This window comes from Rhizobium sp. SVR5-9E (assembly GCF_056755095.1).
The window spans coordinates 1-24,946 of the sequence record NZ_JBNDHS010000065.1 but is presented as its reverse complement, the minus strand read 5'-3'; the positions used below and the strand labels follow the sequence as shown (position 1 = coordinate 24,946).

The following is a 24,946-nucleotide window of genomic DNA, read 5'->3' as shown; positions in this document are numbered from 1 at the left end:
CTGAAACCGTTCGGTTGGGGCGGTCGTCGCCTTATAGAACGTCCTAAGGCCGACTATTGGAGCTGCTTGCCAATTCGGGTGCGCAGTTCCTGCAGGTCCCGTGCGAATATGCGGATGCCCTCGGCCAATTTCTCGGTTGCCATCGCATCCTCGTTCATGATCCAGCGGAACGTCACCTCATCGATCGGCGCATTAGGCGCCGGATGCTTGATGTCGACCGCGTCCTCGCTGACAAACCAGTGGCAAATGGCATCCGCCGGCTGCCGCAGCGGTTGCTCGGGATGCGTGCCGGGCGAAAGTGCTCTCTCAAGGTGATCGCTGTTCGATTCCAGGGCATCCAGGAGACTTGGCGCGATCGTAAGTCGGTCGCAGCCGGCAAGTGCCTGAATTTGACCGATATTCCTGAATGATGCGGCCATGACGATCGTTTCAATGCCTTCGGTTTTGAAATGATTGTAGATGTCACGAACGGACCGGACACCTGGGTCTTCCTTGGCCGTGAAATCCCTGCCTTCGGCTTTCTTGTACCAGTCATAAATGCGCCCTACGAACGGCGAGATCAGGAATGCCCCGGCATCGGCGCTTGCGATGGCCTGTGCGCGGTTCAACAAGAGCGTCATGTTGCACGACACGCCTTCCCGCTGCAGGATCTCGGCCGCGCGTATCCCTTCCCACGTCGCGGCGAGTTTGATGAGCACCCGGTCGCGCTGGACACCGCGCTGCTCGTAGTTGGCTATGATTTGGCGAGCCTTAGCGGTTGAGGCCGCGACATTGAAGGAGAGGGTGGCGTCAACTTCCGTCGAGACGTATCCAGGCACGCGGCGCAAAAGCTCGACCCCAACGGAAATCGCCAAGCGATCTGCGGTAGCTGCCGCAATGCGCGACGGGTCGCCACTACACTTACGTCCCCATGACAGCGCTTCTTGGACGACCTCCTTGTAAGGCTCGCTTTCTATGGCTTTGAGGACGATGGTGGGGTTCGTGGTGCAATCGACTGGCTTCAACCGCGCGACGGCCTCCAGATCACCGGTATCGGCGACAATCGTCGACATCGTGCGCAACTGTTCAAGTTTTGATGTCATGTTCATTTCCTTTCGGCGCCGTCGGTTTTGGTGCGAGCCCGTGGTCGGCCCCGGAAACCGTCGTTCGCGAATGCGCGGTCAAACCGGGTTACGTGATTTCTCTTCCTCGAAGGTGATGGCTACGGCTGCGTTCGCCGAAAGGCGGACTTGCTTGCCCTCCACGATGGCGACCAGGCTGAGGTCGATAAAATGATCGTGCCCCTTGTGACTGCCCTCACCACTATCGCGCTTTGTTAGTTTGATGCGGCCGTCGACAATAGCGTCGACGGTGCCTACATGGACGCCGTCGGCGCCGATCACTTCCATGGCGGGAACGATCTGTTGTTTGCTCATGAGTATCTCCTTCAGATTGGGATTAACACGTCTCGGCTCGCCGGCCTTTTACGCGTCCTCAGCGAGCCTCAGCCCCGAAAACTGCCATCGAGCATGCCCGGGGAAGAAGTTTCGGTAGCTCGCGCGCATATGCCCTGGCGGGGTTACGCAGGAGCCCCCGCGAAGCACGAATTGGCCTGACATGAATTTGCCGTTGTACTCGCCAACAGCGCCCTCGACCGTGCGAAACCGCGGATATGGCAAGAACGCGCTGCGGGTCCACTCCCAGACATCCCCGAACATCTGCTGAAGACCACCAACGTGAGGTGATGCCGGTTTGGGACGAAGACGGTTCGTGTCGAGGAAATTGCCCTGGATCGCGATCCCCTGAGCCGCGGTTTCCCACTCGACCTCCGTTGGAAGGCGCTTTCCGGACCATGTCGCGAACGCGTCCGCCTCAAAGTAGCTTATGTGAGTGACCGGCGCGGTGGGATCGAGGGGTTGGAAACCTCTCAGCGTCATCGTCCAGTTTTGTCCGTCGCGCTCCTCCCAGTAGAGAGGTTGGGACCATCCTTCGGCCTGCACTTTTGCCCAACCCTCCGACAGCCATAGGAGCGATTTCTTATAGCCGCCGTCATCGACGAAGTCCGCCCACTCGGCATTCGTGACAAGGCGATTGGCGAGCCGGAAAGGTTCGACCAGAGCGCGATGTCGCGGACCTTCGCTATCGTAGGCGAATCCAACGGATCCATGGCCAATCTCAACGATCGCCTCGTCGAACTCGGTGAAGGAGAGCGGAGGTAGGACAGCAGTCTCCACGGTGACAGGCCCAGGATCACGATAGGCCGGATGAAGTGGATTCTGAGCGAAAAGATGCAAGATGTCGGTGAGCAAGAGTTCCTGATGCTGTTGCTCATGATGACAGCCGAGCTCGACCAACTCTGCAACGCGCTGGCCCGGGCTCGTGCGCAATAACGCATCGAGGGCATCGTCGACATGCTTCCGATAGTCCAGGATGTGGCTCAACGCCGGCCGTGTGATCATCCCACGTCGCGGCCGCGGCTGACGCGCCCCGAGCGTTTCGTAATACGAGTTGAAGAGAAAGTTGAAATCCTCATCAAAGGTTTTGTAAGCCGGGACAAACGGCTTGAGCACCATCGCCTCGAAGAACCAGGTCGTATGTGCGAGGTGCCATTTAGCCGGACTCGCGTCGGGCATCGACTGTACTGTCGCATCGGCGTCGGAAAGTGGTTCACCCAGTCTTTCGCTGGTCTGACGAACGTCGTGAAAGAAAGTGTGAAGGTCATCTGGCTCTAGCGCCGTCTGGAAGAGCTGCGAAGTTTTCATTGCAAGGCCTCTCAAGAGTTTTGCACCGACTACCGAAGACTGAAGGTCGCAATCCGACACGAGGTTAAAGCAAGCTCGCGTCAGAGGAATCCCGAAGCCGTGTCCAAGCGTCCAAAGCCGTCGGCATCACATGCGGTTGGACCCAGTTACAATCGCCTTCCGAAAACGCGCCGGCCTAGTCGATTTCATGTTGCGCCGCTTCACCGGCGCCGGACTAGACCAACCAGATTGCAAAGGCGACGATGATCAACAGGAGGGCAGAACCGTTCGCCCTCTCCGAGTCCTCACGGACGAACGCGGATGACCGTCTTTCCCGTGCGCCGAGCGGTCGCGTTGAAGGCGGCGACGGCTTCGTCGAAGGTCGCGATGTTGCCGATGTTCGTCCGCAGTCGTCCGTCCCGCACCCGCTGGACGATCTCACCCAGTTGAGCACGATCGGACTCGACAACGAAGTCGACCGCCAGGCCGTAGGCAGGCCGCGTCTCGGCTGGCCCGACAATGGTCACCAGCGTTCCTCCGGCTCGAATCAAGCCTGCGGACCGCTTCTGGATGTCACCGCCGATGACGTCGAACACCAGATCGACGCCACCGACGTCTTCGAGGACGTCATTGTCGAGGTCGACGAACTCCTGCGCGCCGAAGTCGAGGACCTTCTGACGGTCGGCGGCGCGTCCGGTGCCGATGACGTAGGCGCCGGCCTCACGCGCGAGCTGCGTCACCATCGTCCCGACTGCGCCGGCCGCGCCGTGCGCAAGGACACTCTGCCCCGCCTGAAGACGGCCGTGCTGGAACAGTCCCTGCCACGCGGTCAGGCCCGAGATCGGCAAGCTGGCGCCCACCGTGAAGTCGACGTCGCCTGGCAACGGCGCAAGGTTGCGTGCCTCGATGGCCACAAACTCGGCCAGGGTGCCGTCGCGATGCCAGTCGGCGAGGCCGAACACACGCTGTCCCACCGACAGTCCCGTCGTGCCATAGCCGAGGGCCGTGACCACTCCGGCCAGCTCGTGGCCGGGGATCGACGGTGTTCGGTCACGGTCGCGGCGATCGGTCCAGGTCGAGGGCCATGTCAGCTCGGTCGGAACGAATCCCGACGCATGAATCTGTACGACGACGTCGTTTATCGCTGCCTGCGGCTCGGGCCGCTGCATCAGCTTCATCCCGGCCGTTCCAGCAGCCTGATCCGTTACCACGATTGCCTTCATCGTCCGCCTCCCTGTGTGTGGTATGTGGTCATCTTTCGAATTCCTTTGCAGACGTCCGAAAATACGACTGCGAAATTCGATGGTCTAGGGACCTGTGGTTATGGAATCGATGCCATCTAGGTGGCGCGCAAAAAACAACGGGCGGTGCAAACATATGCTTCGCACGTCGAAAAGGAGCGTTAGCTGGATGGAGAGTGTTGATTTCGAGGCGGCGCTAGGAGCACTCCCCGAGGGCTACAGCGAAGGGATCTACGAGGGACGGCGATATGGTGTGAGCCTTCGCCGATCCGACGATGGACGACGTAACAGTCTGTTTGCGCGAGAATTGGCCGGAACAGACATTGTCAGTTTCAACCTATATCGTCTCGGATCCGGCAACGCATCTCTCAAACCATGCGAGATGTCCGCGGAAAAAGTGAGAGACTTTGTCTTGGGGTTTCGATCGGACGCGTCAAACGCGTGGTAGTGAATCGGAGCGAATGCCCCACAAGTGCATGATTTCTGGGCACTGAGGACGCAAAAAAGGACTAGAGGCGCGCGGGAGAACTCCGGCGCTGTTCGCTAAGATCGGGAGTCAGCTGAGTCTGCGACTGGCTATCAAGCGAGCCTAATCTTGGGCATCAAATAGCGCAGATGCTTGGTTGCGGCAGTGTTTAAGTGCCGGCTATGGAGTGGCGTCCTCTTGTTCGACGGCTCCGGCAAAACCTGTTCGGCCAGACTGCCTCGTCTGCAGAAGTAGATCAGTCAGAGAGCTAACGGCCTCGGACAGTCGAAGCACCTCCTGCGCTCGAAGCTCATCTATCTTCTCATGCAAGAGCTCTATTTCTAGTTCGGCCTTGACGTTGATCTTATAGTCGTTTTCTGCCGCTCTTCGATCGATATCTTGCTGCCTGTTCTGACTCATCATGATGATCGGCGCAGCATAGGCAGCTTGAAATGAGAGCGCCAGGTTCAACAGGATGAACGGATAGGGGTCCCAACTCCTCGCCGCGGCGACGAGGTTGATCGAAATCCATGCAACGAGGAGGACGGTCTGGACAATGATAAACTTCCAGGAGCCCATGACGCTTGCAACCGAGTCCGCCACGCGTTGACCGACTGAAAGCGGCTCCATCGGATCGCCCAGGTCGGCCGGATGAAAGCGCAATGACCGGCGCAGCCGCCGCAATTCGGCGAGCAGTTCATGCTCAGTGGGCTCCATGTTGTCGATTTCCGGTTCTAAGGTTTTGATGGCTCTGCTCCTCGCCCGCGCGGCTGACGCGTCGCTGGCACATAGTAAGATTTGGTCTTCGTGGGAGATCTCAGTGCCGCGTCTACCCCAGCGGTTCTTTCAGGAAATAAATTCGGCGGCCATTCGGGTAAAGCGATCGTATCCATAACCGGCCGGAATGCTCCGCGAAGTCAGCGTCGAAGCCCCGACACTGGAAACGCACAGCGCAGAAATCGCGGACGCGATCGGCCCTATGCTCCAAGAGGGAACAGAAGCCATCGTCGCGGCGACGCCATCGGCACCGTAACGCGCGGGAATAGAAACCATAACGGTCGGACATTTCCCAGTGAAAGGGCATCGACGTAGTCTCGCCCCAGGTTGCGAGTGGCTGGGTTATGGGCGTTTGCGCACGTCGCGCAGGTCTGAACCGCAGTGAAGTCAACGACCGGTATCGTGCACGCCGCATGTCACCCCTAATGCTCGAACTGAGAACGTACCCAAGCGATAACTACGGAGAAGAGAATGCTGCTGCCTCGTCGACCAGTTCCCGAACTGCGCGTGCCGACCCTTGCTCATGGCGACTTTGATCTCGCTGCCGACGCACCGAAGCTATTTACGTTGATATCCTTTTATCGCGGTCTCCATTGCCCGGTCTGCCTCAAGTATCTGCGCGACCTGGAATCGCTGCTCCCCGAATATGAGCGTCGCGGCACAAAGGTCATCGCCATCAGCTCTGACGATCACGAGCGCACTCAGGAAATGGCGCGCAAGGTCGGCACCAACCTGCGATTCGGATATTCGCTGCCGCTCACGGTTGCCCGCCAATGGGGACTCTATATTTCCTCATCGCGTGGAAAGTCATCGATTAACGTCGAAGAGCCACCGCTATTTTCGGAGCCAGGCGTGTTCCTCGTTCGACCGGACGGTACTTTGTATTACGGCGCGGTTCAAACTATGCCGTTCGCGCGTCCGGTGTTCTCGGAATTGCTGCAGGCGATCGACTTTGCCATCACCAAAGATTATCCGGCGCGTGGCGAGTATGATGGCCCGGTCTGAGCGCCCGTCGGCTTAGCTGCTACCGGACAATGAAGTTCCCGATAACGAATGAGATGCTCCGGCGGTCGTAACCGATGCTCGGAAAGCTCGAGGAGCTAGGCCTATTGCGAGGAACGAGGCTCCTCAAGGAGGAAACGATGGATAAGAACATTATCAAAGAGACGATGCTTTCGCTTGAGGGTGTAGCCCTTAAAAGCACCCGCGAAAAATACTTCGACTATATTGCTGATGCGCGGCTCGACCGAAGTGAACCGATCGAAAACGATGAGCAGGCCCAGGCGGAAATCGCCAGTGATCTTTCCGAAGCTCTCGACGATACCCTCCACGATCATACCGATAAGCTCGACAAGTTGAGAGAGATCGACTTCGGGCCAAAGTCGACTGTTACTGAAGGAGCGCTCGTGCGGCTTTCTGGTCGATACTTCGTCATCGCCGTCTCCACCAGCAAATTCACATGCGATGGCCAAGAGGTCATGGGGATTTCCACAATGGCCCCGATTTTCGAGGCAATCGAAGGAGCTCGGGCCGGCGAGACCGCGGAGTTCAACGGAAGGAAGCTTGTGATCGAAGACGTCGCATAGCGAGGCTCATTGTATCGCCGGCGAACGAGAGCCCGCCACAATTGAACAAAGGAGAACCATGAGCGAGTCTTTCTCCAAGCTTTCATGGGACGATCTTCGCGTGGTACACGCGATCGGCAAGTGCGGAGCCCTGTCCTCGGCCGCCGAAATGCTCGGCATCAACAGTTCGACCATCGCGCGTCGATTGGCTAAGGTCGAGGAAACGCTGAGCGTAACCCTCTTCGATCGGCGACGAACCGGATATGTGACGACTGCAGAGGGCGACGAATTGCTAGCGCTCGCAGAGCGGGTCGAACTGGACGTCGTGAGTGTGGCCCGCCGCGTCACCGGTCATGTCCAGGGCCATGTCGGCGATTTACGTATCACGACAAGCGATTTCCTTCTCTTGCACTTTCTCACACCAATGATCGCCGAGTTCAAGGTGCTCAATCCCTCGATTCGGGTGGAGGTGACCGTTGGAAACAGTCCGTTGAACCTGGCGCGAGGAGAATCCGATATCGCGGTCAGGGCCACTGAAAACCCGCCTGAAAATCTGTTTGGCCGGAAAGTCGCAACGATTGCCTGGGCGCCCTATGCCCGCCTTCCCAACTCCGCTCCGTCTTGGCGCGACACCGACGAGCTGTTTGATTGCCAATGGGTTTCCTACGCGGGAAATCTCTCTGGCCTCAAAGCGTCCAAATTCATTGAGGAGCGCGTACATCACGACAACATCGCCTACCGGACCGATTCAGTTGCCGGTGCCGCAGCGGCGATCGTTGCGGGGCTGGGAGTCGGATACCTGCCCTGCATGGTTGGAGATATCACGCCGGATCTTATACGCGTTGGGGCAGTGGAGCCAGAGCTCAACGATGAGCTGTGGCTGCTGACCCATCCGGATATCCGCAAGTCAGGACGAATATACGCGTTCATGACACATTGCGTGCAGGCGATCCGCAAGCGACGCGAGCTAGTCGAGGGCCATTGTGGGACGATTTTGGGTCCTCGGTTACCCGAGATCAATTCGGGCTCGGTTCTTTTCCATTCGCTACAGCGTTGAAGGCGATTTCAATGAGCTCCAGGCGGCAACCCTCGGCTCGCTTCCGTCTCTCGATCCCCTTCGGGCAACGACATCAACGTTACTTCTGGTCAGGTCTGACCATACTCTCCATTGAAGGCCCCGGCTTCGGCCCGCGGCCTTCTTACGTCAATAATCAATTGGAAAACGCTGATGCCAAACCGGCCCGAATACATCAACGGTGACGCCTGCCACGTCATGACAGGTTATCCGGAAGATCGCACTACAACTGAGCCAATACGCTATGTCTTCTCGCACAGCTCGCTCGGAGCGCTGCTGCTGGCTACGAGCGAGAAAGGGGTCGTTACGGTCCTGCTGGGTGCCGACGCTGTTCTCCTGACCAAGCTTCTGCTGGAGCGGTTTCCGCTGGCCGACGTGCAGCCTGGGCGTTGGCCGGAGGATGAGCTCGCGATGCGTGTCGTGCACTTCATCGAACGCCCCTCTCGCGGGCTAAATGTGCCACTCGACCTGCGCGGGTCTCGATTCGAGCACCGCGTCTGGGAAATCATCAGGGACATTCCCATCGGCGAGACTTCAACCTACGCCGCTATCGCGCGTCAAGTCGGTGCGTCAACCGCCGAGCGTGCGGTTGGCCTAGCGTGCGCGGCGAACGAGTTGGCCGTCGTAGTGCCCTGCCATCGGGTCGTTGACGACAATGCACAGTCGGGGTCACGATACAGATGGGGTCATTCAAGGCAGACGGCGTTGTTGGCGCGCGAAAAAGCGAGCTTTGACGACAACGCCGCCGAGCGAGAGGCGTAATAGTGCATGGCGTCCTTAGTGTCCTGTCGACGCGCAGCGTTGCGCGCTCTTGAGGGATAAACTATCAACGCTCCAATTAGAGGCTCTCGATGCGGCAATGGCACATGCTGTCGCGGGAGGCACAATCGGAGTGCCGCACCGCGACAGCATGGAGCACTCACAGCTTGTGTTCGGAGATGCCGTGGTGGGCCATTCGCACAATGGCTTCGGTCGTGATGCCGAACCTCTCGAAAACGTCTGTCGCCTTACCTGACGCACCGAATTCGGTGAGGCCGACAAAGTAGCCGCTTTCGCCGAGATACTTGTCCCAGGAATCCCGGATGCCCGCCTCTACTGCTACCCTGATCCCGGAGCCTCCCAAGACAGCGCGCCTGTATTCCTCGGGTTGCTGCTCGAATAGCAGTCTGCAGGGCATGGAGACTACGCGAGTAGGCACTCCCTCCTCTTGAAGGATCTCATGGGACTCGATCGCCAAATGTAGCTCCGACCCCGCGGCAAGGAGCGTTACTACGGACTCCTCACCGTCCGCTTCCAGAATCACATACGCCCCCTTCGCCGACTTGTTCCCCTGGGAATGGTCACGGCGGACCGGTGGCAGGGCCTGCCTGGAGAGCGCGATCAGCGATGGGCCCTCGCTACGTTCGAGGATCGCTTGCCAGCACTCAGCTGTTTCGACGCCGTCGGCGGGCCGGAACACGGCAAGGTGCGGAATGGCTCTGAGGGCGCTCAGTTGCTCGACAGGCTGGTGCGTCGGGCCGTCCTCGCCGAGGCCAATCGAGTCGTGTGTCATCACGAATACCGTGGATGCGCGCATCATCGCGGCCAACCGGATGCTGGGTCTGCAATAGTCCGAGAATGCCAGAAACGTCCCGCCATAGGGCCGCAGGCCGCCGTGCAGGGCCATCCCGTTCATGGCTGCGGCCATGCCGTGCTCGCGCACGCCGTAGTGGAGGTACAAGCCCGAGAATTTCCCCGGCACAATTTCCTTCTGGCTGTTCGTCTTCACGTTGTTGGATGGGGTCAAGTCAGCTGATCCGCCGATCAGTTCAGGCATCGCGGCGGTCAAATGTTCGAGGACCAAGCCACTCGCCTTGCGGGTCGCCATCGGGGTATCCGCAAGGCTCATCTCATCGAGGGCTCGCGCGATCGCCGTCCGCCACTGTGCGGGCAACACCCCTTGCATTCGACGCTCGAACTCGATTTTGACTGGAACGGGGGAGGCTTCCAATCGATTCAGCCATCGCTGCCGCGTGGCCTCGCCCCTCGATCCCACGGCGCGCCACGCGTCAATCAGCGGCTCCGGAATCTCGAAGGGTTGTGAATTCCATTCGAGAAGCTCACGGGCACCAGAAACTTCGTCCTCTCCCGGCGTGTCGCTATGCGCCTTACGCGTCCCGGAAATCGTCGGGAATCCGAAGCCGATGACGGTCTTGCATGAAATGAGCGACGGGCGATCCGTAACCGCTTGAGCGTTCCGTATGGCCTCCCTGATCGCGTCGGTGTCGTGCCCGTCAATTTCCTGGACGTGCCAGTTTGACGCGGCAAACCGCGCCGCCTGGTCGTCGGAGACGGCAAGCGAGATGGGTCCGTCGATCGTGACGGCGTTGTTGTCGAAGAACGCGATCAGCTTGCCAAGCTTCAGGTGACCCGCAAGTGAAATGGCCTCGTGGCTGATGCCCTCCATCAGACAGCCGTCCCCCATGAAGACGTACGTAAAATGGTCTTGCAGGTCATCCCCGAAGGTCGCGTTGAGGACGCGCTCTGCAATCGCAAACCCGACGGCATTCCCGACACCTTGACCAAGCGGCCCCGTTGTCGTCTCGATGCCCGGAATGTGCCAGTACTCAGGGTGTCCCGCAGTCTTGCTGCCGATCTGTCGGAACCTTCGTATGTCCTCCATCGTGATGCCTTCGTATCCCGTCAGGTAGAGGATGCTGTAGAGCAGAAGGCAGCCGTGTCCATTGGAGATGACGAACCTGTCCCGGTCTGGCCAGGAAGGGTCCTTCGGGTCAAATTTCATGAAGTCGCGGAACAGCACGGTCGCGATGTCTGCCATTCCCATTGGCATGCCCGGGTGTCCACTCTTCGCGTTCTGGACGGCGTCGGCTGCGATGAACCGAATGCAGTTAGCCATATCGCGCAGCAGCGGATCCCGTGGGGCCGGAAATTTCTTAGGCTGTCCGCTCGTCACATCAGTTGGCATAGTCTGAGCCTTTTTTGAGATAGTGTTCGGTAATGCGAGCTCCGGCAGTCGTTTGGCGTGTCGTCGACGCAGCGTTGAGGTGGGCTTCTCGCTCTCACCTGATCGCAGTATCAACGGTACGCACAACCCCGAGGCTGGCAGCATTTCCAGCAAAGCCGATCGGGTGAAGCAGGGCCAATGAAACGTCGGAATAGAACCGATAACCATTTCTCTGCCTGTTCTGCACGCGCCGATCTTTTCCCGGGGAAAAGCCCCGATGAAGTTGCCGCCCCCGAGATCTGCTCGCTGGGCGCTTCCGACCGCTTCCGACAGAGTTATCGACCCAGGGTCTCGCATAGCCCCGTTGCTGTCAACTTGGCGGCAGGAATGGAAACCATCTCCACCGGTTATTGGCGTGGCCCCCACAGCCGAGCCTACACTGAGTGCTCGAACACACCGCGGTACCGGCGAAAGCCACCTAGAGGATTTTTCGATGTCTCACCAAGTCGACACCACGAACGGTTGCGACATGTCCTTTTTGCGGGGGACGACGGTGACTGCGATGACTTCAGAAGGAATGAGGCAATGACTTTCAGTGTCTTCGACACCATTATCCCCGGCATGGCGCACGGGTTTGCCGTGCTGGATACTTATCTCGACCACGGCAAGGCGCTTGAGGAGGAAAAGGGCCTCCAGTCCGGCGAAGTGTTGCGCGCGCGGCTCGCGCCCGACATGCTGACCTTCGGTGAGCAGTTTAGCGTCGTCGCCAGCAAAGTGGAACGACACCTGTCGTTTCTTATCGACCAGGATCCCGTTGCTCCCCCTGACGTGGAGCAGACTTATGCCGCCCTCAAAGCCCGCGTGACAGGCGTTCGGTCATTCCTGCAGTCGATAACGCCTGAGCAGCTCAGCGGAGCGGAATCTCGTACATACCAGCTCACGCCGCCTATTGTGCGTGGCTGGTTCGGTGGCGCTGATTACATTTTTTACCTAGTGATCCCTGACTTCTACTTTCACGTCACCACGGCGCACGACATCCTTCGCCATCTCGGCGCGCGTGTTGGCAAGCGAGACTACCTCGGATGGCTTAATATGGAGCACCCGGGCGGATACTCTTGAGCGCCAACGCTAGTCAACGGCGTCGGACGGCGGTCGGATGACCGGCCAGTCCCATGGCGCGAACCCCCATCTTCTCAACGCACCAAGCCGCCGCAGGCGCAATCATGGCCCGCCTGCAGGTGGCAGCAAGTTAGACAGGGTGCCAGGACAAACGGCCTTATCAAAGGAGGCGCCAAATGCGTCCGTCAAACAATGAGAAGACAACCTTCCTGGTATTGTTCCAGTACGATATCAATCGGGGAGTCATGTGTAACTACAACGACATCCAGCGAGAGCTCGAGCGACTCGGCGAGGACGTGGTCGAGTTTCGGACCGGCACTTGGTTCGTCGAATCGCAACTGACCGCTGGCGAGATCAGCACACAGTTGCGCGATAACCTCAGCGGTGCCGAGAGCCTGTTGGTCGCGGCGCTCGGGTTGGACGTCGCCTTTTTTGGCATCCTGCCCGAGAAGATCGCCGCGGTTGCACGCCACTCCACTGAGGCTAAGCCGCGCGTCTAGGCGCGGCGCTCCGAGAATGACCTGCTTCTCCATCTCATGCGGAATGCGAAGGGGATGGCTAGCCGGCACTTGATACGAACCGATTGGAACCAACGTGAACAACTTAGACTCCGAACAGGGGCTCGAAGTCCCCTCACTGTCTGCAGAGATTCCCGCGTCGCGAGAAGGCGTGTCGTCCGAATTCGACGTTGACCTTTTCGTCATCGGCGGGGGATCCGGCGGGATTCGCGCGGCTCGCGTCGCCGCAAGCCACGGCGCGCGCGTGATGCTCGCGGAGGAGTCCCGTTTAGGCGGGACATGCGTCATCAGGGGCTGCGTGCCCAAGAAACTCTTTGTTCACGCGAGTCGTTTTGGCGACGCCCTCGACGAGGCGGCGGACTTCGGCTGGAAGATCTCGCTTCCCCGTTTTGATTGGCCTTCGCTGGTGGCGGCAAAGGACAGGGAAATCGCTCGTCTGGAGGGCTTGTACGCGCAAGGGCAATCCAAGTCGGGCGTAGAGGTAGTCCATTCGCGCGCGACGCTGGAGGACGCACACACGGTGCGCCTCGCCGACGGGCGCAGCGTCCGCGCCGGCATCATCTTGATTGCGACTGGCGCCAAGCCCGAGCTTCTGCCATTCGAGGGCATGGAGTTGGGCATCACCTCTGACGAAGCCTTTGACCTCAAGGAGTTCCCGCGACGCCTTGTCGTCGGTGGTGCCGGCTATATTGCGATGGAGTTTGCGGGATTGTTCGAGGCACTTGGCAGTGACGTCACGGTCGTGTGCCGCGGAAGCAACGTCCTGCGCGGCTTCGACGAAGACGTGCGTCAAGCGATTACGGCGTCTTACACGAATCGCGGGATCAAGGTGCTGCTGGGTGACAGCATCAAGCGCATGGCGCCCGGGAAGGTGGGCGGTGAGGGAGAAAGGCCGGCCACGATCGATGTCGTCACTGAGCAGGGCGCGCGCCTCAATGCCGATCAGGTGCTAATGGCTTTCGGGCGGGCGCCCAACACGATCGGGCTTGGACTGGACCGCGCTGGAGTAAAGACTGATGAGAAAGGTGCAATCATCGTCGACGCGAGCTCGCGCACCAGCGTCTCCAACATCTTTGCCGTAGGCGATGTCTCGAACCAATTCAACCTGACGCCGGTGGCAATCCGCGAAGGCCATGCCTTCGCCGACAGCGTCTTTGGGGGCAAGCCCTGGAGGGTCGACTACGCCAACGTGCCGACGGCCGTATTCACGACCCCGGAGATTGGAACGGTCGGACTAACGGAACTGGAGGCACGCTCCCAATACGCTGTCGTTGACGTCTACAAAGCGCGCGTCCGCCCGCTCGCGGCAGGTGTAACCGGAGACTGCGAGATCGCACTGCTCAAGCTCGTGGTCGACGGTGAGAGTGACCGCATTCTCGGCGTACATCTCTTCGCCGAAGACGCAAGCGAGATGATCCAAGTCCTGTCGATTGCATTGGAGAGCGGCGCGACGCGGGCGGACTTCATGTCGACCATGCCCGTGCATCCCACATTCAGCGAGGAACTCCTTGCAATGCAGACACCGACGGTCCGGTACGATCGCCGATAGTCGACAGAACCGTTGACTTCGGGTCTTTCGGACCGGTCGGAAGATCGGCAATGGACACGCGCTTCTTCCATTGGGCAACGGTCTTCAGATCGATCCCGCAACGCTTCAACCCGCCCTTAGTAAGTCATGTTTATCCACCCCAAATAACGAAGGAATCGAAAATGAAAACCCTCAGTTTCACCGTGCTTTTGGCGCTCTCGATCCTCACTCCCGCGGGAGCCCGGGCCGCCGAGTACGAGGTCAAAATGTTGAACAAGGGCAGTGACGGACAGGCGATGTCGTTCGAGCCGGCCTTCCTGCATATTCAGCCGGGGGACACGGTGCATTTCAAGCCGGTCGATAAAGGGCACAATGTCAATACGATACCCGGCATGCTTCCGGATGGAGCGGCACCACTGAAGGGCGCCATTTCCAAGGCCTTGGATGTAACTTTTCAGGAGCCCGGCCTCTACGGCTATCGCTGTCAGCCTCATTTCGGAATGGGAATGGTCGGCCTGATCGAAGTCGGCAACACGCCGGTGAACCAGGCCGCGGCGCGGGAGGCGAAAATGCCCCCGATGGCCAAAAAGCGAATGGATACCCTGGTTTCGCAGGTGCAATGACATTTGTGACTGCCACCTGAGTGCCGGCGCTGCGATCCGCCGCGGCGTCGGCCGATTAAGGTGGGTATTGTGGGCCGGCCATCGCCATGCTCCTCCCAAATGACTAGGGCAAGCGAAGCCTGTCCGCAGATTAAATAATTAACTGAAGGACCGCCAATGAGCGATGTCACCGATGCGATAAATGAAATCGAGGAGCGAATCTCCATCGAGCGAGACGGGTTGCGACAGTTGAGAGAACTGGCGGCGGCCGAGCAGGACGAGACCCTCATCGCGCAACGGGTGGCGGAACACGAGGACGAAATCGCGCGACTGACACTGCTACTCGCTGAATTGGAGAGCGGAGCCGCAGCCTTCCTTGCGTAGCCGCGTGAGCGATCTTTCGCCCTTGCAACCTGTCTAGAAGCTCTTGATGGGATTTGAATATCGACTTGCTTTCCTAAACATGGATGCGTCCCGCTTCCATTCCGAACGTCCCGTTTACGGCCTTTTCGGGGAACGTCGCTCCGAGGAAAGCTGGGTTGTGATCTTCTGTATTCACAGACAACCATCCGTGACGGGGCGCGGTGATCACGTCCCAGTGAGATCCGCTTCATCAGGCGAATTCGTTGGTCGATGGCATTTTGGCGTCGCCGAATGCGGACGGCCGTTCGCCGAAGGCCCGTTTCGCAGTGACGATGATCGAGGTGCGCTGATGAAGCCTACGGATCAGACGGAACAGGGGTTGGCCTCCAGCCTGTGCGAACGGCAGAAACCGCAACGCCGCTGGGAGCAGTTAAAATCCATGTCGGGCCAGCATGTTACCGCGTTTGAGACACGCCTTTTGGATTTCCGGACGCAGCGCATTGTGCGGGGACAGTGTTTTCTGGGGAAAGGGTTATACCGTTGACGCGACGAGAGGATTTCGGGGTGGCTACAGTCGAACTGAAGAAACTGTTTGGGGAATACACGATCGCCCAGCTCCCTGTGCTCGCGCCAATCCCCTCGTGGTGCGACGGCGCGGGCTTCGTCAACATAAGCCGTGGCGAAGACGAGTTGTCTGTGATCTGCTTGCGGGAGCGCGTGCCCGCGACCGTGAAGAGTGAAGGCGAGTGGGCCTGCTTCAAGGTGGTCGACCCGGTCACGTTCGGGGAGACGGGCAGCGTCCTCTCCATCGTGAAGCCGGTGTCGGAGAACAGCATCGGCGTGCTCGCGGTCTCCACTTTTAACGGGAACTATCTTCTGGTGCCGAGCCGCGACGCCGCGGCCACAGTTGACTTCCTCACCGCCGCCGGGCACCGCGTCGCATAACGGACTGCGGCAGGCGCGCGAGAGACGGATCAGTTGGCGCTCAGGACGGATATCGCTGCGATGCGTGTGGATGCGGGACTATGCCAAGGTGTCTGCTCCCGATCGATGAGTCCGCTCAGTTGAGCGTCACGGGATGATGGAATGAAAACGATAACAAGCGGTCATTTCTAAACCATTCGGCGGAAGACTAACTTCAACTGGTACCGTACTCAATATATCTGGCGCTCGTCGGGCAAGCCGAAGGGCTAGCTTAATCTGGGCTCGACGACTGCCAGTATTTCGACGGTGCGAATTCGATCAGGACCTATCAACCCCCGCCTGGAGAACCCACCATGCCGTTCCGCTTCGTCACCAAATCCATCCACGCCTACCTCATCGACTATCCCGTCGCGATTATCCTGCTGGTCGCGCCGTTCGTTTTGAAACTTGGTCAAAGTGGTCCGGTCGCCATGTGGCTTTCCGTCATCACAGGGGTCGCGGCGCTAATATTGCCCCTGCTGACCGACCATCCGACCGGCCTCATCAAGATAATTCCCTATTCGCTCCACCTCTGGGTCGATCGGGCGGTTGGAATAGTATTCCTTGGCGCGGTCTTCGCGTTCGATTTCACCGGCATCGACGGATGGTACTACGGCGTTCTCGGCGTCGCTGTTCTTCTCACCACTTCGGTATTCAATGCCCCTGAGCGGTCGATCTCGATGCATGGTGCAATGGGCAGCCGCGACGCAATTTGAACCGCCCGCTGCCCGGCGACTGTAAAGAGCTCGTCGGGGCGAGCCGCCCCCGCGGAGCCGCAACAGTGTAGGCTAGGCATCTTTGCAGTCCGCGGTCTTCACTTGGTGGTCGTGGCCCACAGGTCGCCCGCGACCACCAAGTGAAGCCGAGCCTGCGGCGCCTGAGATGGGTCACGGCGGCCGGTGCAGTGAACATGCACTAGGCCGCTCCATGCTCACCGACGCGCCGGTCTCGGCTTGTCAAACGATGACCCTTGACGCTCTCTTGTTTTAGCCGCGGGAGTAAGCCAGATACGAGCGGCCAGCATTTGCCCTGGCGCACCATTGACGGGCAGCGCTGCTCGGATCAAGCATTTTGGAGGAAGATCTTCATGGTCGACAAAGTCGCCGCGACATCAGCCGTATCTCCTTCGTCTCCCACGCACGCGAATCACAGCACCTCGATAGACTCCGAACCTGACAGGGCCTTGGTCGCGGAGCGGCAGGCGCAGATCACTGCGGGTTTCGAGCGATTGAAAGAGGAGCGCGCCGCCGCGAAGCGAAAGGAAGATCTTGAATCTGATTCTTGCGAAAAAGATCGGGCATCGGAGCGGCACACCAATCATCCGGCCGCGCGTATTCATCCGCACGAAGCAAATACTGAGGAGGAGCGCCTGTCGGGAGAGAGTGTCCGTATAGGAACGGGAAATTTGGACGATGCCGTTCCCTTCGGCGAGCATATTGGATTTGTGTGAGGGGCAGGTCTGCAGGTGTCGGCGCGATCACGCCGTGCTCCTCAGCCCCCTGCAAAGCGACCCTTCGACGAGATTTCGCAGCTCATGCGATTCGTCGCGTTCGCTTCAACGCTGAACCCGCGTGGCAGCGGCTGAAGCCCAATTTTTGATCTGTGACTTGCACGCCAATCGGGGCTGTTAGTTCAGCCCTACATGTGGATCACCATGTGTTTGGCGTAGCCGAAATGGATATAGGCTACCTCCATCGGGAGCTCGGAGACATAGCGGCCGCGGGGTTAGGTCAAACTCACGCGTTTTGGATCAAATTCATTGGCTTCCAACACCTCCTCCGGAATGTCGTCGAACGAAGCGTAGTTCAGGTTGTAGAGCCGCGAATAGAGCTTGCCATTCTTCATCAGCTGGCGGTGGTTGCCGCTCTCGATGAGCTCGCCATTTTGCAGGACGATGATCCGGTCAGCTTCGCGGATCGTCGCCAGCCGGTGGGCGATGACGAGGCCGGTACGGTTTTCGAGAAGCTTCACCAGCGCCTTCTGGATCAGCATTTCCGTATAGCTGTCGATGTTCGCCGTCGCTTCGTCGAGGACCAGGATCTTTGCGTCAGCGACGAGCGCGCGGGCGAAACTCAGAAGCTGCCGCTGGCCGAGCGAAAGGTTGCCGCCGCGCTCGCCGAGCATGCTGTCGTAGCCCTGCGGAAGCCGCATGATGAATTCATGCGCTCCGACGGCCTTCGCCGCTTCGATCACCTGTTCGCGCGTTGCCTCTGTCTTGTGGTAGCGGATGTTCTCGAACACGGTGCCGGTAAACAGAAACGGCTCCTGCAACACCATCGCAATCTGGTCGCCGAGCGAATCCTGCGTCAGCTCGCGAACATCATGCCCGCCGACTAGAACCTGGCCCTGCTGCACATCATAAAACCGGTGGATCAGCGACATGCAGCTCGATTTGCCGGAACCGGTCGGCCCGACGAGGGCAACCGTTTCGCCGGGATTCACCTTGAAGCTGACGGTCTTGAGGATGGGATGCTTTGGATTGTAGCCGAAAACGACATCGCGGAATTCGACCGAGCCGTCCATGTCCCTGGAGAGCACCTTCGCGTTCGGCGCGTCCTTGATGTCGACGGCCACGTCGAGAACCTCGGTCAGGCGCTGGCCGGAAGCCATGGCGCGCTGCATGACGGAATATTGCAGCGTGAGCGAGCGGATCGGGTCGAAGAAGCGCTGGATATAGAAGAGGAAGGCAACGAGAACGCCGACGTCCAGCGCCTGGTTCAGGACGCGCGCGCCGCCAACGACGATAACCAGCGCCATCGCCACGCCGGTTAAGGAATCGACGATCGGCACCATCACCTGAGCGTAACGGGCGGCCGTCAGGTGCGTCTTCAGGTTCGCATGCGCCTTGTCGTCATAGAGCGTGAAATTGACGCTCTGGCGGTCCATGCTCTGGACCGCGCGCACGCCATGGATTGCTTCGGCGAGCGCACCGGCCGCGACCGAGTTCGTCTCGTGCGCCGCCATAAAGGATTTGCGCGCGAGCGGCAGCCAGAAGAGGCGGACGACGAAAAGCACGGGCAGGACCGAGAGAGTCAGCAGACCGAGCTTGAAGTCGAGATAGAGCATCACGCCGACGATGCCGAAGAGCAGCACAATATCGCCGACGGAAAGCACCGACGTCTCGAGAAATTCCTGCATGGAGTTCACGTCGCCCTGCAGGCGCGACATCAGGCGGCCAACCTCGGTCTTGTCCATGAAGGACAGCGAGACGCGCTGAAGATGCGAGAACATCGCCTTGCGGATATCGAAGAGCACGTTTTCCGCCACGCCGCCGACCAGTGTTTCCTGCGCGTAGCTGGCGGCATAGTTGACGAGGATGGCACAGAGGAAAGCGACGATCGACCAGGTAAGTGCGGCCGAATTGCCGCCTTGCCGCATGCCGTGGTCGATCGCATAGCGGATGATCAGCGGGATGAGGAGCTGCATCGCCGTGAACGTCAAAACGGCGGCGACCGACCAGACGATCTTGTCGCGATAGGGATCGACGAAGGCCCAGATGCGCTTGATGATGTTGCCGTCGAAGGCCTTGCCGAACATCTCCTCTTCGACGCGATGCGAGCCGACGACTGCCCGCGGCGGGCGGCGGCCGTCCTCGCGCGGATCCGGGCGTTCGGTTTCCATTTCTTCGGCCATATAACACTCCCTGGTCCCGAGGCTAGCTCACAGCTGCCTGGGTTTATTTGTTGGCGTGCCCGCGCACCCCCGAAAGGGCGGATGAGGGGGCGGCACCGCAGGCCGCTGCTCATTACTACGCGCTCAGCGCGTCGTCGCCCGGCCGCACCTGCAGATCGTAGAGCGCCTTGTACCGGCCGCCGGCGACGAGCAGTTCCTCGTGCGTGCCGCGCTCGACGATGCGGCCTTCCTCGACGAAGAGGATCTGATCGGCATGCATCAGCGAGCTCAGCCGGTGCGCGACGATGATCGTCACGCGGTCGGCGGCATATTTGCGCATCGCGGTGCGGATACGCTGCTCCGTTGCCGCGTCGATCGCGGCAGTCGAATCGTCGAACACCATGACGGCCGGCCGGAGCATCAGTGCACGGGCGATCGACAGGCGCTGGCGCTGGCCGCCGGAAAGCGAAACGCCACGTTCGCCCACCACGGTGCCGTAACCGGTCGGCAGCCCAAGCACGTAGTTGTGCAGCTGTGCGCTTTCGCTCGCCCGCTCGATCCGCTGCTCCTTCGCCCACGGGTCGCCATAGGCGATGTTGTTCTCGATCGTGGTGGTGAAGAGAAAGGAATCCTGCTGTACGACAGCAACGGAGCGGCGGAGCGATTGCAAGGTCGCCTTGCGGATATCCTGCCCGTCGATGGTGATCCGGCCCTTCGTCACGTCATAAAAGCGCGGGATCAGATGGGCGATCGTCGATTTGCCGCTGCCGGGCGGCCCGACGATTCCGATCGTTTCGCCGCGCTTTGCCTCGAAGGTAATGCCGTGCAGCACCTGATGCATTTCCGAACTCGGATAGGCAAAATCGACATCCTCGAAGCGGAGCGTACCTTCCGTGACCTTCAACTCTTTTGCATCAGGCGCATCGCACACGGCGATCTCGAGATCGAGCAGGTTGAAGAGGCGTGTGCCGCAAGTCGAGGCACGGGCAAAGGCATTGACCATCAGGCCGAGCTGGCGCACCGGCATCTGCAGGATCGTCATGAAGGTGAGGAACGAGGTAAGCGTGCCGACGGTGATCTCGCCTGCCATCACCTTCTCGCCGCCGACCCAGAGCACAAGCCCCATCGAGGCGAAGAAGGAAAAGGTCATGGCGCTGGTATTGGTAACGCGAATACCGACGCGCTGGTGCGCGAGCGCCAGTGCATTTTCCGACGCCTTCTCGAATTTGGAAAGCTCGTGCTCCTGCGCAGCAAAGGCACGGACGACGCGGATGCCGCCGAGATTTTCCTCCATGATGCGGGTGAGCACCGAAAGCCGTTCTTGCAGGTCCAGCCATGTGGCCCGCAGCCGGAGCTGCGTCACCGACGATCGCCAGCCGACGAAAGGCACGAAACTCAGCGCCAAAAGGCCGAGAACGACATCGGTCGAAATCAGCATGTAGGCGCCGATGCCGATCAGCATCGAAAGCAGGAAGACGCGCACGAGCGCCGTCGAGAAATACATCCGCACGCCTTCGAGATCGAGCAAGCCGACGGTGATCAGGTCACCCGAATGAACCGTATCGTGAAAGCTGAAGGAGAGCCGCTGGATCTTCTCGTAACAGGCGAGCCGTAGCTCGTAACCCATATGGTGGCCGACGGACTCGCTGTAATAGTTCTGGACCATCGTGAAGATGCCGCGCAGCACGCTGGCGCCCAGCAGAAGCAGTGCCGTCGTCAGCAGCGCATCCTGGGCCATCTGCCCGGCCGCCCCGCCGGTCAGTGCAACCTGCGTGTGGTCCACGGCCCGGCCGAGCAGGCGCGGGATCAGAAGCTGGAATGTGGATGCTACAAGGGTTGCGCCGATGGCGAGGCCCGCTTGCCAGGGGTGACGAAAGGCCATGACGGTAATGCGGACCAGAGTATAGAGGCCCTTGCCCCAGCCTGCCGCATTCACAAGCGCAAGCGAAGCCAAAGGCTTCGTCGCGCGTATCGACGCATCGCTGCTCACGGTAGTAATTCCAAAAATGTATGGGTCGGACGCTGGCCCGAAAAGAAGACGATTTGGTGAAGGGATTGTTAGCGCGCTTACTTTTGCCGATTCTACCTGAGCGTTCAAGTAAAGAATTCACCATCTGGTTATTTTATCGTGAGCATCCCTCCTTAAAAGACCGGCGATCGGGCCGGGACAGCGATATGCGCTTCGCTGTCCCGGCGCGCCTAGTGCGTCATCACCGGGCGGATCTGGCCGGCACGCTGCCGAAAAGCGGTCCCAGCCCTTCCGCTACCGTCAGATGCGCTATGACTGCATCTCGCAACTTCGGATAGGGTAGGTCGGCGAGCATCGCCGTCTGGACGGCGGCCATCACCTCGCCGGCTTCGGAGCCGATCATGGTAAAGCCGAGGATACGGTCGTCTTCGGCGCTGACCACCACCTTCATAAAACCTTGGGTTTCATCGGTCGCTTCGGTACGCAGGACGCTGCTCATCGGCAGTTTCGCAACGCGGATCGGAATGTCCTCGCGCAGCGCTTCGCCTTCGCTCAGGCCGACGCGGGCGAGTGGCGGGTCGGTGAACATCACATAGGGAACCAGCCGTTCGTCCGTCCGGCGGTTGCCGCCGGCCATGTTGTCCCTGACGATCCTGAAGTCGTCGACCGAGACATGGGTGAATTGCGGGCTGCCTGCGGCTTCGCCGATCGCCCAGACGCCCGGAGCCGTAGTTTCCAGCCGCTCGTTGACGCGGATGAAGCCGCGGGCGTCCAATTCGACACCGGCCCTGTCGACGCCGATATCGGCGGTATTGGCAACGCGACCGACCGCTACCAGCAGATCGCTGCCTTCAATCACCTGTTCGTCCGCGGGGCCCTGAACTGTCACGCTCACCTTGTCGCCTGAAAGACCACGGACGCTTGTCACCTGCGTTTCCAGCAGCACCTCGATGCCTTCCGCCGTCAGAATGCTCTTCATTTCCTCGGCGACGTCAGCGTCCTCACGGCTCATGAGTTGACGCGACGGTTCGATCACCGTCACGCGGCTACCGAAACGGCGATAAGCCTGGGCCATCTCAATTCCGATATAGCCGCCGCCGAGCACGATCAGATGCGACGGCAGATAGTCAAGTTCCAGAGCCTCGATGTGGGTCAGCGCCCTGGCGGCTTCGAGGCCCGGAATATCAGGTATCGCCGCATGCGAGCCGACGTTGACGACGACCTCTTCTCCCGTCAGCAGGCGGGTTCCGCCCTCGTTGAGCGTAACGGCAATGGTCTTTGGCGCCACGAAACGGCCGCTGCCCATGATCAGTTCCGCGCCGCTCTGGCGATAAGCATTCAGATGGAAGTCGATCTCACGCTCGACCATGTCCTGCTTGCGACCGCGCACCTTCCTCATGTCGGTCGCCACCGGGCCGGTGACGGTGCCGAAATGATCGGCGTTGCGGACCAGATGCGCCACCCGCGCGCTCCAGACTTCGTTTTTGCTGGGCAGACAAGCGACCGCCGGGCATGAACCGCCGACCCAGCGGCGCTCGACGACGGCGACTTTCTTGCCGGAGCGGGCAAGGTGCCAGGCAAGCAGCTTGCCGCCTTGGCCGCTGCCTAGGATCACGATATCGAAATGTTCTTCAGTCTGGGACATGAGTTAATCCTCCTGAGTTGCCATCCGTTGAAGCGGCTCGATTGCTGACGTTCACAACGGCCATTGATTACAGTGGCACTTTACGAAAAGGTTGTGAGTTGTGTAATATTATCGCAGCTCAATAACATGCTCATTCGTCTCATCATCGTAGGTTCAAAATGTCGCCTCCCATCGATTGGCTGAGCCGTCTTCTTCACATGGTGCCCGTCAGCGGCCGCGTGGAGGTCCGCTGCCTCTATGGCGCCCCGTGGCAGGTAGTCTATGACCCTTCACCACCCGGAGAGATCCCCTATCATGTAGTCCTTGTCGGCTCCGCGATCGTTGAGGATTTCGCCGGCGGTCCGCGGCGGCGTCTCGAGGCAGGCGATATCGTGCTGCTTCCGACCGGTGCGGCCCATCGGCTGCACGACGGCAGCGGCGCCACCCCCCTTCCGGTGCGATATCGGCCCGGCGTCAATCAAACATTCAGCGACAATGCGGGAACGGAGGACCGCCTGGACCTGCTTTGCGGCCGCTTCATTCTCGCCTCTCCGCATGATCGATTGCTGGGCAGCTACCTGCCTTCAGTGATGATCGTACGTGGGCAGGCGCAGTCTCGGGCGGGCGAGGAGGGAGCGACGAGCGACCAGTTGGCAGCCCTCGTTTCCCTCATGCGCGGGGAATCGGATCGCGAGAGCCTGGGCGGGCAGGCGATGCTGAATGCATTCTCGGCCGCGCTCTTTACATTGGCGTTGCGCATGGCCGGACAAACGCAGGAGGCGCCCGTCGGCCTCCTGTCACTTGCCGGTCATCCGCGCCTTGCGCCGGCGCTCGCAGCCATGTTCCAGAGGCCGGAGGAGCCATGGACGCTGCCGGCGCTCGCGCGCCTCTGCAACATGTCGCGGGCGACGCTGGCGCGGCATTTTCAGGAGAAGCTCGGCCGCAGTGCGACCGATCTGCTCCTGGATATCCGCATGACGATCGCCGCGAATAGGCTGAAGCAGCCGGGCGTTTCCACGGCGGCAGTGGCCGAGGCCGCCGGTTACCAGTCCGAGGCCGCATTCCAGCGGGTTTTTAAACAGCGGATGGGGCTCACGCCGGCGCAATGGCGCCGCGCATCGCTGGCGTGAGGGAGGCTTCGGAAACAAAAAACTTGCCACCCGCCCTTTTTCGCGCTTTGATACACGACTAGTTTAATAGACTATACCGCCGCGTGCGGCATGGCCTGTGCGCCTTTTGCCCGGTTCGGCGCGAACCAATAAGCTTCACTCGTTGTGACTAGCGAACCTAATCAACGCATGAGCTGGTATTCCTGCGTTGAAACCTTGATCGAGACGCGATGCGGGCACAGACCGCAAGGGAGTTGAGATGACGGTTCAGAGCCTTTTTGCCTCGAAAATCAATGCGGCCGCCCCTCGTTCGGCCATACCGCGGATCGCGATCGTTGGCCGTGGCTTTTCCGGCATGATGAGCGCAATTGCCTTGATGAAGACGGTGCGGACGCCGTTCCATCTGCAGCTTTTCGATCCGAATTCCTCGGTCAGCGGGGGGCAGGCACTGTCGTCGGCGCGCGCTTCGACGATCCTCAACAGCCGCGTCCGCGATCTTTCTGTGGCGCTCGGCGATGCCGATGATTTCAATGACTGGCTCTGTAGCAACGCGGAATTCCGCGCTGCCGTGCCCGCGGCGATCCCGGGTTTCCGCCAGATTTTCGTGCCCAGGGAGCTTTTCAGCGATTACGTCTATCAGCGCTTCTCCGAAGCGCTCGCTACCCGCAAGGATATCACCGTACAGGTCACTCCCGAGCCGGTTGCCTCTATCCGCAGAGGCCAGGCAAACCGCTTCCTCCTCGAAAGTGCC

The 24,946-nt window shown here is 60.0% G+C and carries 23 protein-coding genes and 2 pseudogenes; 14 read left to right on the top strand and 11 right to left on the bottom strand.

All coding sequences use genetic code 11. The features are described 5' to 3' along the window. Positions 1-53: 53 nt before the first annotated feature. The 5 genes from ACPYOJ_RS24265 to ACPYOJ_RS24245 all read right to left on the bottom strand — a co-directional run bounded on the left by ACPYOJ_RS24265 (position 54) and on the right by ACPYOJ_RS24245 (position 5,144). Positions 54-1,082: a transaldolase gene (locus ACPYOJ_RS24265; protein ID WP_481418518.1), complete on the bottom strand. Its 1,029-nt coding sequence runs from the start codon at positions 1,080-1,082 to the stop codon at positions 54-56. Positions 1,083-1,160: 78 nt separating this feature from the next. Further along, the gene (locus ACPYOJ_RS24260; protein WP_481418517.1) at positions 1,161-1,415 is read right to left on the bottom strand and encodes a DUF2171 domain-containing protein; all 255 of its coding nucleotides are present in this window, start codon (positions 1,413-1,415) and stop codon (positions 1,161-1,163) included. Between the two features lie 48 nt (positions 1,416-1,463). Continuing rightward, positions 1,464-2,741, bottom strand: coding sequence for an ergothioneine biosynthesis protein EgtB (gene egtB / locus ACPYOJ_RS24255; protein WP_481418516.1), 1,278 nt, complete (start codon positions 2,739-2,741; stop codon positions 1,464-1,466). Positions 2,742-3,025: 284 nt separating this feature from the next. Beyond that, complete coding sequence (locus tag ACPYOJ_RS24250) at positions 3,026-3,943, bottom strand: NADP-dependent oxidoreductase (RefSeq protein ID WP_481418515.1); 918 nt, start codon at positions 3,941-3,943, stop codon at positions 3,026-3,028. Positions 3,944-4,607: 664 nt separating this feature from the next. Next, positions 4,608-5,144: a DUF1003 domain-containing protein gene (locus tag ACPYOJ_RS24245; RefSeq protein ID WP_481418514.1), complete on the bottom strand. Its 537-nt coding sequence runs from the start codon at positions 5,142-5,144 to the stop codon at positions 4,608-4,610. A 531-nt stretch (positions 5,145-5,675) separates the two neighbouring features. Between ACPYOJ_RS24245 and ACPYOJ_RS24240 the strand changes: the two genes are divergently transcribed. The 4 genes from ACPYOJ_RS24240 (at position 5,676) to ACPYOJ_RS24225 (ending at position 8,606) form a co-directional block, all read left to right on the top strand. Next, positions 5,676-6,209, top strand: coding sequence for a peroxiredoxin-like family protein (locus ACPYOJ_RS24240; RefSeq protein ID WP_481418513.1), 534 nt, complete (start codon positions 5,676-5,678; stop codon positions 6,207-6,209). 74 nt (positions 6,210-6,283) lie between these two features. Beyond that, positions 6,284-6,790: a hypothetical protein gene (locus ACPYOJ_RS24235; protein WP_481418512.1), complete on the top strand. Its 507-nt coding sequence runs from the start codon at positions 6,284-6,286 to the stop codon at positions 6,788-6,790. A 58-nt stretch (positions 6,791-6,848) separates the two neighbouring features. Continuing rightward, on the top strand, positions 6,849-7,826 hold the full coding sequence (locus tag ACPYOJ_RS24230; protein WP_481418511.1) for a LysR family transcriptional regulator: 978 nt from the start codon (positions 6,849-6,851) through the stop codon (positions 7,824-7,826). 171 nt (positions 7,827-7,997) lie between these two features. Then, positions 7,998-8,606, top strand: a complete 609-nt coding sequence (locus tag ACPYOJ_RS24225; RefSeq protein ID WP_481418510.1) for a methylated-DNA--[protein]-cysteine S-methyltransferase — start codon at positions 7,998-8,000, stop codon at positions 8,604-8,606. Between the two features lie 157 nt (positions 8,607-8,763). On the opposite strand, the gene tkt is transcribed toward ACPYOJ_RS24225, so the two are convergent. Continuing rightward, a complete protein-coding gene (gene tkt, locus ACPYOJ_RS24220) occupies positions 8,764-10,740 on the bottom strand; it encodes a transketolase (RefSeq protein WP_481418531.1) in 1,977 nt (658 codons plus the stop codon). Between the two features lie 633 nt (positions 10,741-11,373). Here tkt and ACPYOJ_RS24215 point away from each other — a divergent pair. From ACPYOJ_RS24215 to gorA, 3 genes are all read left to right on the top strand, one after another. Continuing rightward, positions 11,374-11,907, top strand: coding sequence for a DUF1993 domain-containing protein (locus tag ACPYOJ_RS24215; protein ID WP_481418509.1), 534 nt, complete (start codon positions 11,374-11,376; stop codon positions 11,905-11,907). Between the two features lie 176 nt (positions 11,908-12,083). After that, entirely contained in the window at positions 12,084-12,407 is a 324-nt protein-coding gene (locus tag ACPYOJ_RS24210; RefSeq protein WP_481418508.1) for a hypothetical protein, read from the top strand. Between the two features lie 169 nt (positions 12,408-12,576). Next, a complete protein-coding gene (gene gorA / locus ACPYOJ_RS24205) occupies positions 12,577-13,974 on the top strand; it encodes a glutathione-disulfide reductase (protein ID WP_481418530.1) in 1,398 nt (465 codons plus the stop codon). On the opposite strand, the pseudogene ACPYOJ_RS24200 reads toward gorA, so the two are convergent. Continuing rightward, positions 13,973-14,080, bottom strand: a pseudogene (locus ACPYOJ_RS24200) (IS481 family transposase); the annotation flags it as partial. The gene gorA and the pseudogene ACPYOJ_RS24200 sit on opposite strands and share 2 nt — an antisense overlap. A gap of 55 nt (positions 14,081-14,135) precedes the next feature. On the opposite strand from ACPYOJ_RS24200, the gene ACPYOJ_RS24195 reads away from it, so the two are divergent. Together ACPYOJ_RS24195 and ACPYOJ_RS24190 are read left to right on the top strand one after the other, a co-directional pair. Next, the gene (locus ACPYOJ_RS24195) at positions 14,136-14,576 is read left to right on the top strand and encodes a pseudoazurin (RefSeq protein WP_481418507.1); all 441 of its coding nucleotides are present in this window, start codon (positions 14,136-14,138) and stop codon (positions 14,574-14,576) included. A 156-nt stretch (positions 14,577-14,732) separates the two neighbouring features. Then, a complete protein-coding gene (locus ACPYOJ_RS24190) occupies positions 14,733-14,939 on the top strand; it encodes a hypothetical protein (RefSeq protein ID WP_481418506.1) in 207 nt (68 codons plus the stop codon). A gap of 253 nt (positions 14,940-15,192) precedes the next feature. Here the strand turns inward: ACPYOJ_RS24190 and ACPYOJ_RS24185 are convergent. After that, a pseudogene (locus tag ACPYOJ_RS24185) lies at positions 15,193-15,333 on the bottom strand (ATP-binding protein); the annotation flags it as partial. A gap of 149 nt (positions 15,334-15,482) precedes the next feature. On the opposite strand from ACPYOJ_RS24185, the gene ACPYOJ_RS24180 reads away from it, so the two are divergent. The 3 genes from ACPYOJ_RS24180 (at position 15,483) to ACPYOJ_RS24170 (ending at position 17,331) form a co-directional block, all read left to right on the top strand. Beyond that, positions 15,483-15,863: an ACT domain-containing protein gene (locus ACPYOJ_RS24180; RefSeq protein WP_481418505.1), complete on the top strand. Its 381-nt coding sequence runs from the start codon at positions 15,483-15,485 to the stop codon at positions 15,861-15,863. 332 nt (positions 15,864-16,195) lie between these two features. Further along, positions 16,196-16,597 (top strand): hypothetical protein, encoded by a 402-nt coding sequence (locus ACPYOJ_RS24175; protein WP_481418504.1) that lies wholly within the window; start codon positions 16,196-16,198, stop codon positions 16,595-16,597. Positions 16,598-16,968: 371 nt separating this feature from the next. After that, positions 16,969-17,331, top strand: coding sequence for a hypothetical protein (locus tag ACPYOJ_RS24170; RefSeq protein ID WP_481418503.1), 363 nt, complete (start codon positions 16,969-16,971; stop codon positions 17,329-17,331). A 275-nt stretch (positions 17,332-17,606) separates the two neighbouring features. Here the strand turns inward: ACPYOJ_RS24170 and ACPYOJ_RS24165 are convergent, their stop codons facing one another. The 3 genes from ACPYOJ_RS24165 to ACPYOJ_RS24155 form a co-directional block, all read right to left on the bottom strand. After that, positions 17,607-19,514, bottom strand: coding sequence for an ABC transporter ATP-binding protein (locus tag ACPYOJ_RS24165; protein WP_481418502.1), 1,908 nt, complete (start codon positions 19,512-19,514; stop codon positions 17,607-17,609). 115 nt (positions 19,515-19,629) lie between these two features. Next, the gene (locus ACPYOJ_RS24160) at positions 19,630-21,591 is read right to left on the bottom strand and encodes an ABC transporter ATP-binding protein (RefSeq protein ID WP_481418501.1); all 1,962 of its coding nucleotides are present in this window, start codon (positions 21,589-21,591) and stop codon (positions 19,630-19,632) included. A 112-nt stretch (positions 21,592-21,703) separates the two neighbouring features. Further along, positions 21,704-23,107, bottom strand: coding sequence for an FAD-dependent oxidoreductase (locus tag ACPYOJ_RS24155; RefSeq protein WP_481418500.1), 1,404 nt, complete (start codon positions 23,105-23,107; stop codon positions 21,704-21,706). A 158-nt stretch (positions 23,108-23,265) separates the two neighbouring features. Between ACPYOJ_RS24155 and ACPYOJ_RS24150 the strand changes: the two genes are divergently transcribed. Both ACPYOJ_RS24150 and ACPYOJ_RS24145 read left to right on the top strand, forming a co-directional pair. Further along, positions 23,266-24,216 (top strand): cupin domain-containing protein, encoded by a 951-nt coding sequence (locus ACPYOJ_RS24150; protein ID WP_481418499.1) that lies wholly within the window; start codon positions 23,266-23,268, stop codon positions 24,214-24,216. Between the two features lie 238 nt (positions 24,217-24,454). Beyond that, a partial coding sequence (locus ACPYOJ_RS24145) for an FAD/NAD(P)-binding protein (RefSeq protein ID WP_481418498.1) occupies positions 24,455-24,946 on the top strand: 492 nt, incomplete at its 3' end.

Coding starts and splice junctions, on each gene's coding strand:
- ACPYOJ_RS24265 (WP_481418518.1), bottom strand. CDS start 1,082: ATGACATCAAAACTTGAACAGTTGCGCACGATGTCGACGATTGTCGCC.
- ACPYOJ_RS24260 (WP_481418517.1), bottom strand. CDS start 1,415: ATGAGCAAACAACAGATCGTTCCCGCCATGGAAGTGATCGGCGCCGAC.
- egtB (WP_481418516.1), bottom strand. CDS start 2,741: ATGAAAACTTCGCAGCTCTTCCAGACGGCGCTAGAGCCAGATGACCTT.
- ACPYOJ_RS24250 (WP_481418515.1), bottom strand. CDS start 3,943: ATGAAGGCAATCGTGGTAACGGATCAGGCTGCTGGAACGGCCGGGATG.
- ACPYOJ_RS24245 (WP_481418514.1), bottom strand. CDS start 5,144: ATGGAGCCCACTGAGCATGAACTGCTCGCCGAATTGCGGCGGCTGCGC.
- ACPYOJ_RS24240 (WP_481418513.1), top strand. CDS start 5,676: ATGCTGCTGCCTCGTCGACCAGTTCCCGAACTGCGCGTGCCGACCCTT.
- ACPYOJ_RS24235 (WP_481418512.1), top strand. CDS start 6,284: ATGCTCGGAAAGCTCGAGGAGCTAGGCCTATTGCGAGGAACGAGGCTC.
- ACPYOJ_RS24230 (WP_481418511.1), top strand. CDS start 6,849: ATGAGCGAGTCTTTCTCCAAGCTTTCATGGGACGATCTTCGCGTGGTA.
- ACPYOJ_RS24225 (WP_481418510.1), top strand. CDS start 7,998: ATGCCAAACCGGCCCGAATACATCAACGGTGACGCCTGCCACGTCATG.
- tkt (WP_481418531.1), bottom strand. CDS start 10,740: ATGGCTAACTGCATTCGGTTCATCGCAGCCGACGCCGTCCAGAACGCG.
- ACPYOJ_RS24215 (WP_481418509.1), top strand. CDS start 11,374: ATGACTTTCAGTGTCTTCGACACCATTATCCCCGGCATGGCGCACGGG.
- ACPYOJ_RS24210 (WP_481418508.1), top strand. CDS start 12,084: ATGCGTCCGTCAAACAATGAGAAGACAACCTTCCTGGTATTGTTCCAG.
- ACPYOJ_RS24195 (WP_481418507.1), top strand. CDS start 14,136: ATGAAAACCCTCAGTTTCACCGTGCTTTTGGCGCTCTCGATCCTCACT.
- ACPYOJ_RS24190 (WP_481418506.1), top strand. CDS start 14,733: ATGAGCGATGTCACCGATGCGATAAATGAAATCGAGGAGCGAATCTCC.
- ACPYOJ_RS24175 (WP_481418504.1), top strand. CDS start 16,196: ATGCCGTTCCGCTTCGTCACCAAATCCATCCACGCCTACCTCATCGAC.
- ACPYOJ_RS24170 (WP_481418503.1), top strand. CDS start 16,969: ATGGTCGACAAAGTCGCCGCGACATCAGCCGTATCTCCTTCGTCTCCC.
- ACPYOJ_RS24165 (WP_481418502.1), bottom strand. CDS start 19,514: ATGGCCGAAGAAATGGAAACCGAACGCCCGGATCCGCGCGAGGACGGC.
- ACPYOJ_RS24155 (WP_481418500.1), bottom strand. CDS start 23,107: ATGTCCCAGACTGAAGAACATTTCGATATCGTGATCCTAGGCAGCGGC.
- ACPYOJ_RS24150 (WP_481418499.1), top strand. CDS start 23,266: ATGTCGCCTCCCATCGATTGGCTGAGCCGTCTTCTTCACATGGTGCCC.